This is a genomic window from Corynebacterium antarcticum, from assembly GCF_016595285.2.
In the GTDB taxonomy this organism is placed as follows: Bacteria; Actinomycetota; Actinomycetes; order Mycobacteriales; family Mycobacteriaceae; genus Corynebacterium; species Corynebacterium antarcticum.
The window spans coordinates 337118-352042 of sequence record NZ_JAENIP020000001.1 but is presented as its reverse complement, the minus strand read 5'-3'; the positions used below and the strand labels follow the sequence as shown (position 1 = coordinate 352042).

Annotated in this window: 15 protein-coding genes; 6 read left to right on the top strand and 9 right to left on the bottom strand. The window is 67.0% G+C overall.

The features are described from left to right. Nucleotides 1-124: 124 nt before the first annotated feature. The 4 genes from JIM95_RS01555 to gluA form a co-directional block, all read right to left on the bottom strand. Nucleotides 125-1075, bottom strand: coding sequence for an amino acid ABC transporter permease (locus JIM95_RS01555; RefSeq protein ID WP_200257184.1), 951 nt, complete (start codon nt 1073-1075; stop codon nt 125-127). After that, nucleotides 1076-1759, bottom strand: a complete 684-nt coding sequence (locus JIM95_RS01550; RefSeq protein WP_200257185.1) for an amino acid ABC transporter permease — start codon at nt 1757-1759, stop codon at nt 1076-1078. 70 nt (nt 1760-1829) lie between these two features. Continuing rightward, the gene (locus JIM95_RS01545) at nt 1830-2717 is read right to left on the bottom strand and encodes a glutamate ABC transporter substrate-binding protein (RefSeq protein ID WP_200257186.1); all 888 of its coding nucleotides are present in this window, start codon (nt 2715-2717) and stop codon (nt 1830-1832) included. Nucleotides 2718-2814: 97 nt separating this feature from the next. Beyond that, nucleotides 2815-3543: an amino acid ABC transporter ATP-binding protein gene (gene gluA / locus JIM95_RS01540; protein WP_200257298.1), complete on the bottom strand. Its 729-nt coding sequence runs from the start codon at nt 3541-3543 to the stop codon at nt 2815-2817. Between the two features lie 242 nt (nt 3544-3785). Between gluA and miaB the strand changes: the two genes are divergently transcribed. Together miaB and JIM95_RS01530 are read left to right on the top strand one after the other, a co-directional pair. Then, nucleotides 3786-5336, top strand: coding sequence for a tRNA (N6-isopentenyl adenosine(37)-C2)-methylthiotransferase MiaB (gene miaB / locus JIM95_RS01535; protein WP_200257187.1), 1551 nt, complete (start codon nt 3786-3788; stop codon nt 5334-5336). An 85-nt stretch (nt 5337-5421) separates the two neighbouring features. Beyond that, nucleotides 5422-6201 (top strand): Rv2732c family membrane protein, encoded by a 780-nt coding sequence (locus tag JIM95_RS01530; RefSeq protein WP_200257188.1) that lies wholly within the window; start codon nt 5422-5424, stop codon nt 6199-6201. A gap of 6 nt (nt 6202-6207) precedes the next feature. On the opposite strand, the gene JIM95_RS01525 is transcribed toward JIM95_RS01530, so the two are convergent. Together JIM95_RS01525 and JIM95_RS01520 are read right to left on the bottom strand one after the other, a co-directional pair. Beyond that, nucleotides 6208-7353 carry a GNAT family N-acetyltransferase gene (locus tag JIM95_RS01525; protein ID WP_200257190.1) on the bottom strand — a complete coding sequence of 382 codons (1146 nt, stop codon included), beginning with the start codon at nt 7351-7353 and terminating at the stop codon, nt 6208-6210. 46 nt (nt 7354-7399) lie between these two features. Further along, entirely contained in the window at nt 7400-8722 is a 1323-nt protein-coding gene (locus tag JIM95_RS01520) for a DUF349 domain-containing protein (protein ID WP_200257191.1), read from the bottom strand. 162 nt (nt 8723-8884) lie between these two features. Here JIM95_RS01520 and JIM95_RS01515 point away from each other — a divergent pair, with 162 nt between their 5' ends. From JIM95_RS01515 to dapF, 3 genes are read left to right on the top strand one after another with little or no spacing between them, the layout of a single operon-like run. Beyond that, nucleotides 8885-9520 carry a class III extradiol ring-cleavage dioxygenase family protein gene (locus tag JIM95_RS01515; RefSeq protein WP_248112779.1) on the top strand — a complete coding sequence of 212 codons (636 nt, stop codon included), beginning with the start codon at nt 8885-8887 and terminating at the stop codon, nt 9518-9520. Beyond that, nucleotides 9517-10425 carry a tRNA (adenosine(37)-N6)-dimethylallyltransferase MiaA gene (gene miaA, locus JIM95_RS01510; RefSeq protein WP_200257192.1) on the top strand — a complete coding sequence of 303 codons (909 nt, stop codon included), beginning with the start codon at nt 9517-9519 and terminating at the stop codon, nt 10423-10425. The genes JIM95_RS01515 and miaA overlap by 4 nt, the downstream gene beginning before the upstream one ends. A gap of 3 nt (nt 10426-10428) precedes the next feature. Next, the gene (gene dapF, locus JIM95_RS01505) at nt 10429-11328 is read left to right on the top strand and encodes a diaminopimelate epimerase (protein WP_200257193.1); all 900 of its coding nucleotides are present in this window, start codon (nt 10429-10431) and stop codon (nt 11326-11328) included. Between the two features lie 57 nt (nt 11329-11385). On the opposite strand, the gene JIM95_RS01500 is transcribed toward dapF, so the two are convergent. The 3 genes from JIM95_RS01500 to JIM95_RS01490 all read right to left on the bottom strand — a co-directional run bounded on the left by JIM95_RS01500 (nt 11386) and on the right by JIM95_RS01490 (nt 13180). Then, the gene (locus tag JIM95_RS01500) at nt 11386-11793 is read right to left on the bottom strand and encodes a hypothetical protein (RefSeq protein ID WP_200257194.1); all 408 of its coding nucleotides are present in this window, start codon (nt 11791-11793) and stop codon (nt 11386-11388) included. A 28-nt stretch (nt 11794-11821) separates the two neighbouring features. Then, nucleotides 11822-12361 (bottom strand): hypothetical protein, encoded by a 540-nt coding sequence (locus tag JIM95_RS01495; RefSeq protein WP_200257195.1) that lies wholly within the window; start codon nt 12359-12361, stop codon nt 11822-11824. 72 nt (nt 12362-12433) lie between these two features. Next, on the bottom strand, nt 12434-13180 hold the full coding sequence (locus tag JIM95_RS01490; protein WP_200257196.1) for a hypothetical protein: 747 nt from the start codon (nt 13178-13180) through the stop codon (nt 12434-12436). 143 nt (nt 13181-13323) lie between these two features. Between JIM95_RS01490 and hflX the strand changes: the two genes are divergently transcribed. Further along, nucleotides 13324-14907, top strand: coding sequence for a GTPase HflX (gene hflX / locus JIM95_RS01485; RefSeq protein WP_200257204.1), 1584 nt, complete (start codon nt 13324-13326; stop codon nt 14905-14907). The last annotated feature ends 18 nt before the right edge of the window (nt 14908-14925 follow it).

Sequence of the window (14925 nt, the reverse complement as noted above, 5' to 3'; positions counted from 1 at the left end):
GTGAAGCGGAAGGAAAGTGGGCCGTCGTCGCGGGCGACAACCTTCCGGGGCGACGGCCCCGATTCCAGGGCTCCGGCAGGTCGACTCGATGTCGCCGGCCGGGGTCAGCTTCGTGTTCGGGGCCTCATTCTCCCTGCGTCTGCGTGCGCAGGTCGCGGTGGGACGGCTCGTGCCAGTCGACGACGGCGCGGTCCTTGGTTTCCACGCCCTGGTCGGGATGCTCCGGAACCTTCGCCACGATCAGCTTGCGGGCGCGTCCCGCCCGTAACTGCCGCTCGATCCGCTCGGCCAGGCGCGTCAGGGCGTAGTTGATCATGATCATGACGACGGCGACCATGATGAGTGCCGGGAAGTAGTTGCGGTAGGCGGACGCCGACTGCAGACCGGAACGGACGATCTCGATGTAGCCGATCTGGTAGCCGAGTGCCGCGTCCTTGAGCGAGATCACCATCTGCGAGATCAGCGCCGGCAGCATGGCGGCGACCGACTGGGGAAGAAGGATCGACCAGGTCGCCTTGCGGTGTGACAGTCCCAGCGCCCGCGCGGCCTCCATCTGGCCCTTGGGCAGTGACCTGATGCCGGAACGGAGGATCTCGGCGATCACCGAGCCGTTGTACATCGTCAGACCGAAGACCACGGCGGAGAACGCCAGCTGGGAGGACGGCACGAGGTTGTAGAGCGCGAACATCTGATAGGCGAAGATCATGAGGATCAGCACCGGGATCGCGCGGAAGAACTCCACGATGATCCCGCAGAACACCGAGATCAGCCGGTTGGGGGAGAGGCGTCCCAGTCCGAGGAGGGTGCCGAGGACGAGTGCGAGGATGATCGAGCAGAACGCCGACTTCAGTGTTCCCCACAGGCCGGGAAGGAGATAGGTCGTCCAGGTCGTGGACTTCAGGAACGGATTCCACTTCTCTCCTTCGAGCTGACCGTTGTCGTTGAGAACCTGGAGTATCCAGAACCCGATCGCCAGCGCCCCCAGGAGAGTGATGGCCGTCAGGATCCGGTTCATCCGCCGGCCCCTCGGACCGGGTGCATCGTAGAGAACCGTTGCGCGTACGCTGCTGCTCATCTAGTTCTTCACCGCCAATGTCGTCGAGTAGTGGCTGACCAGGAGACCCATGGGCAGCGTGAGGATGAGGAACCCGAGGGCGAAGATCCCGAATATCAGGAACCCCTGCGCAGCGTGGTTCTCGATGGTGGCCTTCATCAGCAGCGATGCTTCGGCGACACCGATCACCGAGGCGACCGTCGTGTTCTTCGTCAGGGCGATCAGGGTGTTGCCGAGCGGGACGATCGCCGCTCTGAGCGCCTGGGGGAAGATCACCGACCCGAAGATCTGCGGGAAGGTCAGGCCCAGTGACCGTGCGGCCTCGGACTGTCCGAAGTGGACGGTGTTGATTCCGGAACGCAGGGATTCCGCGACGAAGGCCGAGGTGTAGAGGACGAAACCCAGGACCGCGAGCCGGAAGTTGTTCGACTCGATGAAATGGGAGTTGTCCGGGGCGAGCGTCAGCCCGAGATTCCCGTACAGACCGATCGAACAGAACAGGACGATCAGCGTCAGTGGCGTGTTCCGTACCGTGTTGATGTAGAGGACGGACAGTCGGCGCATGATCGAGACCGGGGAGACCCGCATCGCGGTGAGCACCGTACCGAGCAGAAAACTGCCGATGGCCGACAGGACCGTCAGTTGAATGGTGACCCAGAACGCGGGCCAGAGGGCCGGCGCCAGGTCGTTCCACATGGCGTTCATAAGCGGAGCAGACTCCTTATCGGTGTCGAGGAGGGGGCCGGTGTGTACCGACCCCCTCCCGGTGTTCGTGCTACTTTGCGGTCAGGAAGGAGAGGTCGCCGGGGGTTCCCTCTTCGACCACGGAGGCATCGTCGCCGAGGTTCTTGTTGAGGAGTTTGATGAACTCGCCGGAGGAGTACATCTCGCTCAGCGCCTCGTTGACGGCGTCGGTCGCGGCTGCGTCGTCCTTCATCATCCCGATGCCGTAGTACTCGTCGGTGAAAGCCTCGCCGTCGGGCTTGACCATCTCGATGACGCTGAACTGGCCTTCGTACTGGGAGGCGTAGCCGTACAGAATCGTCGCGTCGGTGCTCACCGCGTCGACCTTGCCCTGGCTGAGCGCCTCGACACAGGATGCGTAGGTGTCGTATTCCTGCAGCTGGACGCCGGGCAGAGCGTCCTTGACCTTCTGCGCGGGGGTGGAACCGGAGACGGAGCAGAGCTTTCCGCCGCGATCCAGGTCCTCGAGCGATGAGATCTTGTCGTCGTCCTTGCGCACCAGGAGCGCCTGGTGGGTGATCAGGTACGGGCCGGCGAAGTTCACGGCCTCGGCGCGGGACGCGTTGATCGAGTAGGTGGCGGCGATCATGTCGACCTCGCCGTTCTTGATCATGGTCTCACGCTGCGCGGAAGGGGTCTCCTTCCAGGTGATCTCCGGGGTGTTCCAGCTGTTCTCCTCGGCGATGTGGTTGACGACGTAGGTCGCGACGTCGACGTCGAGTCCCGTGAAGGTGCCGTCAGGCGTGCGCAGGCCGAGACCGGGCTGATCGAACTTGGTCCCGATGTTGACCTTGCCCGACTCGATGGCCCCGAGGAGACCGGCGCTGTCGGAGTCGCTGCTGTCGCCGCACGCCGCGAGGGAGAGAGCCATGGCGCCGGCGGCGGTGATGGCGAGGGTGTTTCTGATGAACTTGTTCATGAGTGTCCTTAACTGTTCGTGGAGCGGGATTCCCGCTCCGGCCCAGGAGCGTCGGTGATGCCGTGGGAAGAATGTGGGTGGGATGGGCCCCGGAGCCTCAGTGTCCGAGGATCTTCCCGAGGAAGTCCTTGGCCCGGTCTGATTCGGGGCTGTCGAAGAAGGTTGCGGGATCGGTGTCCTCGACGATCGTTCCGTCGTCCATGAAGAGCACCCGGTCCGCGGCCTTTCGTGCGAAACCCATCTCGTGGGTGACGACGACCATCGTCATGCCGCCGCTGGCGAGGTCGGTCATGACGTCGAGGACCTCGTTGACCATTTCCGGATCGAGTGCCGAGGTCGGTTCATCGAAGAGCATGACCTTCGGATTCATCGCCAACGCCCGCGCGATGGCGACGCGCTGCTGCTGGCCGCCCGACAGCTGTGCCGGATACTTGTCGGCCTGTTCGGCGATGCCCACTCTCTCGAGCAGGCGCATCGCCTCGGCGTCTGCCTCCTCCCGCTTCATACCGCGGACCTTCATCGGGGCAAGTGTCACGTTGCGTTTGATGGTCAGGTGGGGAAACAGGTTGAAGGACTGGAAACACATACCGACGTCCGCACGCAGACGGGCGAGGTCCTTCCCCTCCTCGGGGAGGAGTTCGCCGTCGATGTGGATCTCGCCGGAGTCGATCGTCTCCAGACGGTTGATCGTGCGGCACAGCGTGGATTTACCCGAACCGGACGGGCCCAGTACAACGACGACCTGCCCTCTGGGGACGTCGAGGTTGATGTCCTTCAGCGCGTGGAAGTCATCGAAGTACTTTTCCACGTTCCGCATGCGGATCATGGTGTCGGTAGTGTTGTTCGCCATAGATCAAGCTTAATGTAATACAGACCACATATCCTCTCCGGGGGGTGGTCGCCATTTCGACGGACGCGGCGTTTTCAGCGCTTTTGGTGAATCGGGGGTATTCTTCTTCCCGCTGTCCAGCCCTGTTTCAGGCGTTCGCCGCCGGGATCATCCGTGGTTGCGTACGGGGTGTGCCGGGGATCGGTCTATGGGGGTACTAGGGGTTATGATTGGCCATTGTGTTGCAGCAGAATCTGACATCCCAGCCCAGTCGCACGTACGAGGTCCGTACTTTCGGCTGCCAGATGAACGTCCACGATTCGGAACGGTTGGCGGGACTCCTCGAGGAGGCCGGCTACGAACGGGCCCGGACCGGCGCCGACCCGGACCTCGTCGTATTCAACACCTGCGCGGTCCGGGAGAACGCCGATCAGCGTCTCTACGGCAGCCTCGGTGCGCTGCGTGCGGTCAAGCGCACCAGGCCGGACATGCAGATCGCGGTCGGTGGTTGCCTGGCGCAGAAGGACAGACAGGTCGTGGTCGAGAAGGCTCCCTGGGTCGACGTCGTCTTCGGTACCCACAACATCGGCTCGCTCCCCGCGCTGCTGGACCGGGCGGCCCACAACCGGGAGGCGGCGGTCGAGATCGTCGACTCCCTGGAGCAGTTCCCCTCCGTGCTGCCGGCGAAACGGGAGTCCGCGTACGCAGGGTGGGTCAGCGTCTCGGTCGGGTGCAACAACACCTGCACCTTCTGCATCGTCCCGTCACTCCGTGGCAGGGAGGCCGACCGCCGCCCGGGGGACATCCTCGCCGAGGTGCAGGCCCTGGTCGACCAAGGTGTCGTCGAGGTGACGCTCCTCGGTCAGAACGTCAACGCCTATGGCGTGCACTTCGCGGATCCGGAGCTCGAACGTGATCGCTCGGCGTTCTCGAAACTGCTGCGGGCCTGCGGTGACATCGAGGGGCTCGAGCGTGTGCGCTTCACCTCCCCGCACCCCGCGGAGTTCACCTCCGACGTGATCGACGCGATGGCGGAGACCCCGAACATCTGCCCGCAGCTGCACATGCCGCTCCAGTCCGGTTCCGACCGGGTGCTGAAGGCCATGCGGCGTAGTTACCGGTCGAGGAAGTTCCTCGGGATTCTCGAGGAGGTCCGGTCCAAGATCCCGCACGCCGCGATCACGACCGACATCATCGTCGGATTCCCCGGCGAGACCGAGGAGGATTTCCAGGCGACCCTGGATGTGGTGGAGGCCAGCCGCTTCAGCTCCGCGTTCACCTTCCAGTACAGCCCCCGCCCCGGAACCCCGGCGGCCGAATACGAGGACCAGATTCCGAAGGAGGTCGTCCAGGAGCGCTTCGAGCGCCTCATGGCGCTCCAGGAGCGCATCTGCGCCGAGGAGAACGCCGCCCTCGTCGGCACCGACGTGGAACTGCTGATCCAGGCTGACGGAGGACGGAAGAACGACCGGACCAATCGGATATCCGGGAGGGCACGGGACGGTCGCCTCGTCCACCTCAACCCGGTCGCGGCCCCGGAGGCGCCCGGAGCGATCGACCGCACCATCCGGCCCGGTGACATCGTCACCGCGACGGTGACGTCCTCGGCGCCGCACTACCTGATAGCGGACGACGGGGTGCTCACGCACCGCCGGACCATCGCCGGTGACATGTCCGAGGCGGGGAGGACCCCCACCACCGGGCCGACGGGCGTCGGCCTGGGGCTGCCCGCGTTCGGACGACCCGCCGAGCGGATCGCGCCGCAGTCCGACACAGGTTGTGGGTGCTGAAAACCGCTGTTCCGCACACGGGTGGCATAGTTGAATGTGTCCACCGCATGAATCAGATCACCGAATGAAGGAGCATCCCGACGCCGTGAGTGACAACAACCCCTCCCGGGAGCACTCCGTTGCCGGAGACCCGGAAGAGTCCGCGGTCGAGAAACGTCGACGTCTGCGGGCCGAGAAGCTCGCCCCCTACATGGACGATCTGCCGAACGCCGAGAAGCAGGCGGCCCAGACCCTGTATCTCGGGCCGCAGCAGGTGTTCCTCGGACTCGGTATGCTCGGATTCCTCATGTCGCTCTTCCTGCCGCACTCCGGTCAGGTGCTCGGACTGGATGTGCTGTTCTTCTCGGACACCGCGAAGGCCTTCGTCACCACGTGGCCGGAACGCATCTACGTCTGGACCGGGGTCACAGGTGTCCTGCTGCTCACCGGTGCGACGATCCTCACCCGGTCGTCGTTGATCGCCTACCTGTCGTGGTTCTGCTCCGGCGCCTCCATGTTCTACTCGCTGTTCGCGATCTGGATGCGCCAGTCCCGGCCCCCGACGGAGCCCGGGGTCGGGCCGTCCCACGGACTGGTTCTCGGCGCGGTCAGCGTGACGGTGGTGGCGCTGAGTCTGACCCGCATCGTGCTCCGGCGTTCCAGCTTCCAGAGTGCGCTTGCGGAGGCCCGGAGGCAGACGCCGCAGGCCAGTGCGGTGCACAAGGTCCAGGAGGAGCTGCTGGCGGCCCAGGTGGACCGCGACAGTCACGACGTCTACGCGGATGATCGGCGTTCGCGTGCGGCGAAGCGGCGCCGGGCCAATCGGGACCGGGCGCGCCGTGAGGGCCGGGACCACCCCGAGGGGCCCGTCGAGGGAACCGTCTGATCCGCCCTAGCTTTCGCGGGCTCCGAGGCGTTTCTGCCAGTAGACGTCACGGGCCCTCGGGTCCGCGCCGTATTCCGCGTTGAGCGCACGGATCCTCCTCGATCCGGTGGCCGTGGCCGTGTGGATGCGCCGGATCCCCCTGTCCCGGGCGGCGCCGAGCAGGACGTTCTTCACCGCCCGGGCGAGGCCCCGGCCGCGGTGCTCGCGGTGGACCACGGTCATCATCTGTGCGGCGACATCGGGGGAGTCCGCGGGGTCCCGGGAGAACGCTGATGCCGCCACGGGCGTCCCGGATCCGTCGAACACCATCGCCCAGACGACCGTCCGCCCGGTGCAGCGGGTGTCGGCGTCCACCCGTTCCAGTCGGGCACCGTCCCAGTGTTGCGGCTCAGAGACCAGATCCTCCAGCGGCAGATCGGCGGAGAACATCTCGAGCAGCCTGCACAGGCCGTCCGTGACACCCGGTTCCGCGTCCACCGGGGCCATCCCTTCGAGAATCCTGCCCGAATATCCGGCCGGGAGGTAGCACGTCTGCGGCCGCGCAGGCACCGGCACCGCAGTCTGTTCCTCGACCAGTGCGGGAACGAATCCACGGGTGCGGTAGAGGGCATCCAGGGGATCCCCGGCGGTCGGATCCGCATCCGTCAACTGCCGTATCTGGATCACACTCCTGCCGAGGAACCCGCAGATCTCCGCGACCTCGGTGATGATCGCGTCGACCGCATCCCGCCCCTCGTCGCCCAGTCGTTCACCGGGAAGCGGCAGGTACGGGACGTCGAGGGTGATCTCCACACCGCACACCGACAGGTTCTCCCGGAGCGGAACCGAGATCACGGCCCACGCGTAGGCCACCGGCGCGGGATCGTCACCGGTGGAGGGAATGAGCGGGTACCCGAGATCGGAGATGTCGGCCGTCGCGATGGCGTGGGCTGTCACGGGGTCGTCATCGTCGACGACGGCGAGACCGATCACCCGGACGTCCGGGCCACCGGACAGGGTGTTCAGGACCGAGTTCACCGACACGGACGCGTCCGTGGTTCCGGTGACCTGTTGCCCGTGGACACCGAGCATCAGCGCCCAGTGGCGGAGGGATATCGACGCCGTATCCGGGGGCGAACTGAGCGGGGGCGTGGTGAATTGGACGGGGCGCATGGGAGGACAGTCTATCGTCCGACCATGCGCCCCCGCGTCGTGGCGTCTAGCGTTCCCCGATGGCGGCCCGGGCCGTTTCCGCCCATTCGGACCACTGGGCCGCCTGGGCCCGGAGTTTCTCCGCCTTCTTCGCGTTGCCACGGGCCTCCGCGGCCTCCGCCTGTGCGGTGAAGTCGCGCACCTTCTCCTCGAACTGCGCCGCACGGGCCTCAGCCGCCGGATCGGTGCGACGCCACTGATCGTCGGCGGCGTCGGCGACCCGCCGTTCGACGGCACCGATCTTGTCCTCGAACTCCCGGATCCGTCCCCGGGGGACGAACCCGATCTCCTCCCACTTCTCCTGGAGCTCGCGCAGCTTCGCCCGCGCCCCCTCGAGATCCCGCTCCGGCTGGATCTGGGGCCCGTACTCGGCGAGCAGCGCCTCCTTCCGCGCGGCATTCTCCTCGAATTCGCGGTCCCGCTCCTCGTTGAGGGCGTTGCGCGCCTCGAAGAAGTGGTCCTGTGCGGCCTTGAATGCGGCCCAGAGCTTGTCGTCGACGTCGCGGGGAGCGCGTCCGGCCGCCTTCCACTCGGTCATGAGATCGCGGAAGGCACGGGCCGTCTCATTCCAGTCCGTCGAGTCCTTGAGTGCCTCCGCGCGCTCGACGAGGGCTTCCTTCGCCCGCCGTGCCGCGGCCCGACCACGGTCCAGCTCGGCGAAATGCGAACCCCGGCGCCGGTTGAAGGCGTCGCGGGCACGTGAGTACCGCTTCCAGAGGGCGTCATCGGTTTTCCGGTCGATCCCGCGGATCGACTTCCATTCGGTGAGGATGTCCCGGAGCCGGTCCCCGGCGGCCTTCCACTCCGTCGACTTCTCCCCGATGTCCTCCGCTTCGGCGGCGAGCTCCTCCTTGCGGGCGATGGCCTTCGCCCGTCGCTGCTCCTTCTCGGCCTTCACCTGCTCGCCGGCCTCCTCGGACTCACGGATGATCTCCCCGAGCCGGCGATCGAGTCCATCGAGGTCCCCGACGACGGCCGCGGTCGGCAGGCCCTCCCGGAGCTGCACCGCGGTCTCCCGGATGTTCTGGGCTTCATCGGGGTGAGCTTTGAGGCGGGTCTCCAAAAGCTCCACCTCGGTGGCCAGGTCATCGAACCGGACGCCGTAGTGGGCCAGTCCCTCCTCCGGGGTGCCCGCCTGCCAGGAGCCGACGAGTCGTTCGCCGTCGCCGGTGGTGACGTACACGTTCCCACTCTCATCGACCCTGCCCCACTTGGCCGGGTCACTCCGCGAGATCAGCGGAGCCGCCGGCTTCTGCGGGCGGACGGCGGGCATGGCGCCGGGCCGGGGACCCGGTCGGGGACCGGGCTTGGGGGTGGGGTTCGTGCTCATGGTCAGCGTCCTTAGGGAGTCATCGCCGCGCGACACGGCAGCCGTGAAAGGTGGGGAGTACCGGAAGTTAGGAACTCTCCCATCGAGAATACAGCCCCGGGGTTAGCAGCGTGAAGATACGGCGGACGGGGGTCGGTGAAACCGGTGGTTTAGTCTGGTTCCGTGACTGAAACAGCAGCCTCCGGCCCCGGCAATCCGACGAGCCCCGTGATCGTCGTGCCGGCGAGTCCGGCGCTCGTTCTGTCCGGCGACGCCGATCCCGCCGGTGTCCGGCTGCGGACCGCGGCGGAGCGGATCCTCTCCCGCCACGGTGACCTCCCCGTGCACCTCGTCGGATCCCGGGACCCACGGTGGTGGACCAGCCACCGGGGTTCGTTCGCCGCGTGGGGTGATGCCACGGTGAACGTCGGGGAGGGGAACCACCTCGCGGAGCTGGTCCAGCGCTTCCTGCTGGGGCCGGACAACCGGGAGCGGGTCGTCGACGTCCGCGGGGAGCTCGGTCACCCCGACGCCGGGGTTCTCACGGTGGTCGCGGTGGACGGATCCGCGGGACTGACCGAGAGGGCGCCGTTGGCGCTGATCGACGGGGCGGAATCCGTCGACGCCTGGTGCAGGGCACTGCTGGCGGGAGGCCCGCCGGCGGCGATGACCTCCGATGAGTTGCGTGAGGCCGGGATCATCGAACCGGATCTCTGGATCGAACTCGCCGACGCCCGTCCGGTCCGGGCGGAACTCGTCGCCGCGGATACGACGACCGGAGTCGGCCGCTATGTCGCGGAATGGGGGATCGGCGCATGAAGAACCCGGTTCCGGTCGCCGTCGTGGGACCCACCGCCTCGGGAAAGTCAGCGCTCGGGATAGCTCTCGCGCACGCGCTCGACGGCGAGGTGGTCAACGTCGATTCGATGCAGCTCTACCGGGGGATGGACATCGGTACCGCCAAACTGCCGATCTCGGAGCGGGAGGGCGTCCCGCACCACCAGATCGACGTGCTCGACGTCACCGAGAATGCCAGCGTCGCCCGCTACCAGAGGGAGGCGGTCGCCGACGTCGAGGAGATCCTCGGGCGGGGAAAGACCCCTGTTCTCGTCGGTGGATCGATGCTCTACGTGCAGGCGCTGGTCGACGACTGGAGCTTTCCGCCCACTGATCCCGAGGTCCGCGCGAGGTACGTGACGCGGCTCGAAGAGATCGGTGTCACCGCGCTCCATGCGGAACTCGCGGCGGTGGATCCTGCGGCCGCCGCCGTGATCGAGGCGAATGATCCGCGCCGGACGGTCCGGGCGCTCGAGGTCATCGAACTGACGGGTCGACCGTTCGCCGCCTCGCAGCCCCCCATCGACGCGCCGCCCCGGTGGGGGACCCGGATCCTGGGCCTGGCGACGGAACCCGACTGGCTGAATCCCAGGATCGAGCTCAGGACCCGCCGGATGTTCGACGAGGGCCTCGTCGAAGAGGTCGACCGACTGCGGGAATCGGGCCTCATCGCGGACTCCACGGCCGGGCGGGCAATCGGATACGCACAGGTGTTCGCCCACCGCCGGGGTGAGCTCACGGCCGGGGAGATGGTGGAACGGACGATCACCGGAACCAGGCGTTACGTGCGACGCCAACGGAGCTGGTTCCGGCGTGACCCGAGGACCGTCTGGTTGGACGCGGCGGAGGACACGGTGGCGCAGGCGCTCGAATCGCTAGACTCGTGACCCATGACGAACCAGCGACGACAGCTCTCCTTCGCGAAGGGCCACGGTACGGGCAACGACTTCATCATCCTGCCCGATCCCGGGGCTCGGACAGATCTTTCACCCGGGCTCATCCGCGCGCTCTGTGACCGGCACCGGGGTATCGGTGCCGACGGCGTCCTGCGGGTCGCCCGTGCCGGGGATCTGGTGGACAGAGGTGTCCTCGGAGGCCTGCCCGACGGGGTCGCCGCCGGAGACTGGTTCATGGACTACCGCAACGCCGACGGAACCACGGCGGAGATGTGCGGCAACGGCGTGCGGGTGTTCGCCCACTGGCTCCGGTCGAGCGGGACGGTCGAGGGGGACGCCGTGCGGGTCGGCACCAGGGCCGGACTCCGGCAGGTCCGGATCGAGAACTGCTCGGGCACCTCAGCGGAGATCACCGTGGAGATGGGCGTGCCTGAGGTGACCGGTGTGAGTACCTGCACCGTCTCTGAACAGCGCTTCGCCGGCATCGGGGTCGACATGGGCAACCCCCATCTCGCCTGCGTGTTGCCCGGCCTGGACCCGGCGGCACTGGCGGCACTCCCCGTGGACCGCTCCTTCGATCTGGATCCCGAGTTCTTCCCGGCCGGGGCCAACGTGGAGATTCTCACCGAGCTCACCGACGGTCGCGTCCACATGCGGGTCCATGAACGTGGTGCGGGGGAGACCCTCTCCTGTGGCACCGGTACGGTGGCGGCTGCGGTCGCGGCGCTCGCCGACGCCGGTGAGGTCACCGGGGAGGTCACCGTCGTCGTCCCCGGTGGGGAGATCACGGTCGTCATCCGTGAGGACGGATCGACGCTCACCGGGCCGTCTTCGATCGTCGCGGAGGGAACCATCGACCGGGACGCGCTCGCCGTCGCCGGAGCGGGGGGCTAGGGGCCGGCCCCGGAGGTGGTTCGGAAACGACTCCCCGTGTTCCCGCGGTGCCCGGGGTCAGGCCTGCCCCGGTACCGTCACGAACTGTTCGAGGCCCGGGATCGGGTTGCCGCCGCGGATGACGTAGAACTCCAGCCAGACGGTGAAGCACAGCATGAACAGTGAGATGAGTACGGCCGCGACCGACATGACGAGTCTTCGACCGTGCTGACCGCGGGGTAGCTGCAGCGCCCGGCGTACCGCGAGCAGTCCCAGCAGTGTCGAGAGGCTGAACAGGATCCACTGGAGCACCGGATGCTCCTGGTAGAGCGGGAAACCGACACCCAGGAGACCGGCCACGCACAGGGCGAGGATCGCCATGCCGTTGCCGTCCGGAATGTGGGCGAGGGCGTCGGGGGTCGAACCACGCGCTGGTTCGGTTCCGGGGGCACCGGTGGTGGGACGTGGATCAACGGGATGGGACATGGTGGTCATCCTAGGCGTGATTGCGCGGTCATTCGTAGTCGACGCCGAGTCTGAGGGCGGCACGTCGCGCCTGCGCCCAGGCATCCCTGAGATCGAGTGCCCTCCGGTCGGTGACCCCGAGCAGTGTCTCCAGCTGGGGGATGCTCAGGTCACCGGTGAGTCGTTCGTCGAGACGCCCGATGAATCGGCGGGCCTTCCCGTACTCGAAGTAGAAGGTCTCGATGTCGGGGTGGCTGCAGTCCGGATCCGCGAGTGCGGGACGCTTCTGCGAGCGGTCGGCCACCGAATCCGCGTCGGTCCCGCTGCGGAACCGCTCGAACTCCTCGATGACGTCGGTGATGTCCTCGGCGGACAACCGGATGGAGGTTGCCAGGGACTCCGCCTCCGCACCGTCCGGCCTGTGGCGGAGCACGAAGTAGACCATCGACATGATCAGTGCACCGAGGATGATGCCCTCGAGCTTCAGCCACGCCGTGAGGACGACGCAGAGTAGACCGGTGGCCACCAGCGGCCACGCGGAGACGGGACTGCCGTTGGCGCTCCGTTCCGGGAGTGCGTCATCATCCATGGTCGGTCACATCCTCAGTGTTCGGGAGAGTGCCGGTCGAATCGTCCGTCTGTTCTCGTCCGGGTGGCGCGGCTATCCGCATCCGCCGGATCCGCAGCCGCAGCCGCCGCCCCCGGATCCGCAACCGGCGGGCATCCTGACCGCGGCGGTGAGCATGACGGTACCTGCGACGACCGCCCCCGGGGCGGGTAGATCCGGCGCATCCGGGAGGCAGAGATCCATCGGGAACGGTGCCTCGATGTCACAGTGGATGAAGCGCTGGCCGGAAAGTGCCGTCGTCCGGTAGTCGGCGGAGCGGATCTCGGCGGTGAGCGTCGCCCCGGCATCCGGGGCACGTGATCCGTCCCCCGAGAGGACCACAGCTGCTCCGTGGCTCACCAGCATCCCGACCTCGCCGCTCTTCTCCGCGGTGAAGTCGTCGGCGGAGGGGTACACGGTGGTGTCGACGCCCAGAGCGGTGATCGCGAGTTGCTGCCACTGCTGGACAGTCTCGTCGACGAGCAGGGGGCCCTGCGCGAGGTTCGTGGTGATGGAGGCGATCTGTTCGCCGTCCCCGGTCACGACGTCACAGAACGCCAGCACATCGGTGATCATGTTGACGTGCCCGAGGGCTTCCGTGGTGGATTCGAATCCGGCCCAGGTGGCGAACGGCTCCACCGCGAGGATGTTGATGCAGGCTCCCGAGGGGTCGGCGAACTGTATCAGTTGGCCTCCCCGGACCTCTCCCGTCACCGAGAGTCGTCCGGAGGCGATGGCGGCTTCGACGGCGTCCTGCCATCGGTCGTACCGGAGGCCGATGCTTGCGAGATCTTCACTCATGACACCGATTCTAGGTGCTGCTGTTCCGATCGGTTGTGTCGGGGACCCACGCTCCCGGGAGACCGGTTGACGCGGCAACGGGTGCGGCGCCCCGGAACGGCCCCGGTCCCTGCCCACCGGGGTTTGTGCCACAATGGACGACAATGACTCAGAGAAACAACGATGACCTGCTCGCCGCCGCCTTCAGGGACCACGTCGCCGGCTACGGCCCGGAGGACTCCGCTGGCCGGACCGGCGACCGTGCCGCGGTCGAGACCGAATTCGAGTCCGTCGGGCAGGCACCTCCCGCAACGGACCGGGGCGCGCAGACGCAGGATCCGACGACAGGTGAACTCGATCTGGAGGAACGCGCCAGTCTCCGGAAGTTGACCCGCGGTGCCAACACCCACACCACCGAGCAGTCCGACGGCTACGACGTCGAGTACCGGAAGCTGCGGCTCGAGCGGGTCGTTCTGGTCGGTGTCTGGACGGAGGGCACGACCGCGGAGATCGAGGCGACGATGGCCGAGCTGAAGGCGCTCGCCGAGACCGCGGGCTCCGAGGTGGTCGAGATGATCTACCAGAAGCGGGACCGCCCGGACGCCGGGACCTACATCGGATCCGGCAAGGTTCGCGAGCTCAGGGAGATCGTGGCCGCCACCGGAGCCGACACCGTGGTGTGCGACGGTGAGCTGTCCTCGGGCCAGCTCATCGCCCTCGAGAAGGCCCTCGACGTCAAGGTCATCGACCGGACCATGCTCATCCTGGATATCTTCGCCCAGCACGCGAAATCCAAGGAGGGCAAGGCGCAGGTTTCACTGGCGCAGATGGAGTACCTCATCACGCGGGTCCGTGGCTGGGGCTCCGCCCTGTCCCGGCAGGCCGGTGGCCGCGCCGGTTCCAACGGTGGCGTGGGGTTGCGTGGACCCGGTGAGACGAAGATCGAGGCCGATCGCCGGCGGCTCCGTCAGGACATGGCGCGGCTGCGCCGTGAACTGTCCGGGATGAAGACCTCGCGGGACATCAAGAGGTCCAGGCGCAGGAACTCGACCATCCCCCAGATCGCCATCGCCGGATACACCAACGCCGGAAAATCCTCGCTCATCAACGCGATGACAGGTGCGGGGGTGCTGGTGGAAGACGCCCTGTTCGCGACCCTGGACCCCACCACCAGGCGTGCGGAACTCGCCGACGGCCGTGCGGTCGTGTTCACCGACACCGTCGGATTCGTCCGGCATCTGCCCACGCAGCTCGTCGAGGCGTTCCGGTCCACCCTCGAGGAGGTCGTCGAGGCGGATCTAGTCCTCCACGTCGTGGACGGATCGGATCCGTTCCCGCTCAAGCAGATCGAGGCGGTGAACGGGGTGATCACCGACATCGTCCGAGAACTCGATGTTCCGGCTCCGCCGGAGCTCATCGTCGTCAACAAGATCGACGCCGCAGACCCGCTGGTCCTCGCGGAACTCCGGCACGCCATCGACGACGTCGTCTTCGTCTCCGCACTCACCGGGGAGGGAATACCCGAGCTGGAGCAGCGGGTCGAGGCGTTCCTCAACTCGCTCGACGTCCACGTCCATCTCGAGATCCCCTTCAGCCGCGGTGACATCGTCGCCAGGCTCCATGAGCAGGGAACCGTGCTGTCGGAGAGCTACGGTGAGGGTGGTGCACTGGTGGACGTCCGACTCCCGCAATCGGTTGCCGCCGAACTGGCGGACTTCGCCGTGCAGCCGGATCCCGACGGCGAATGATCCATCGGTTCCGGGGGC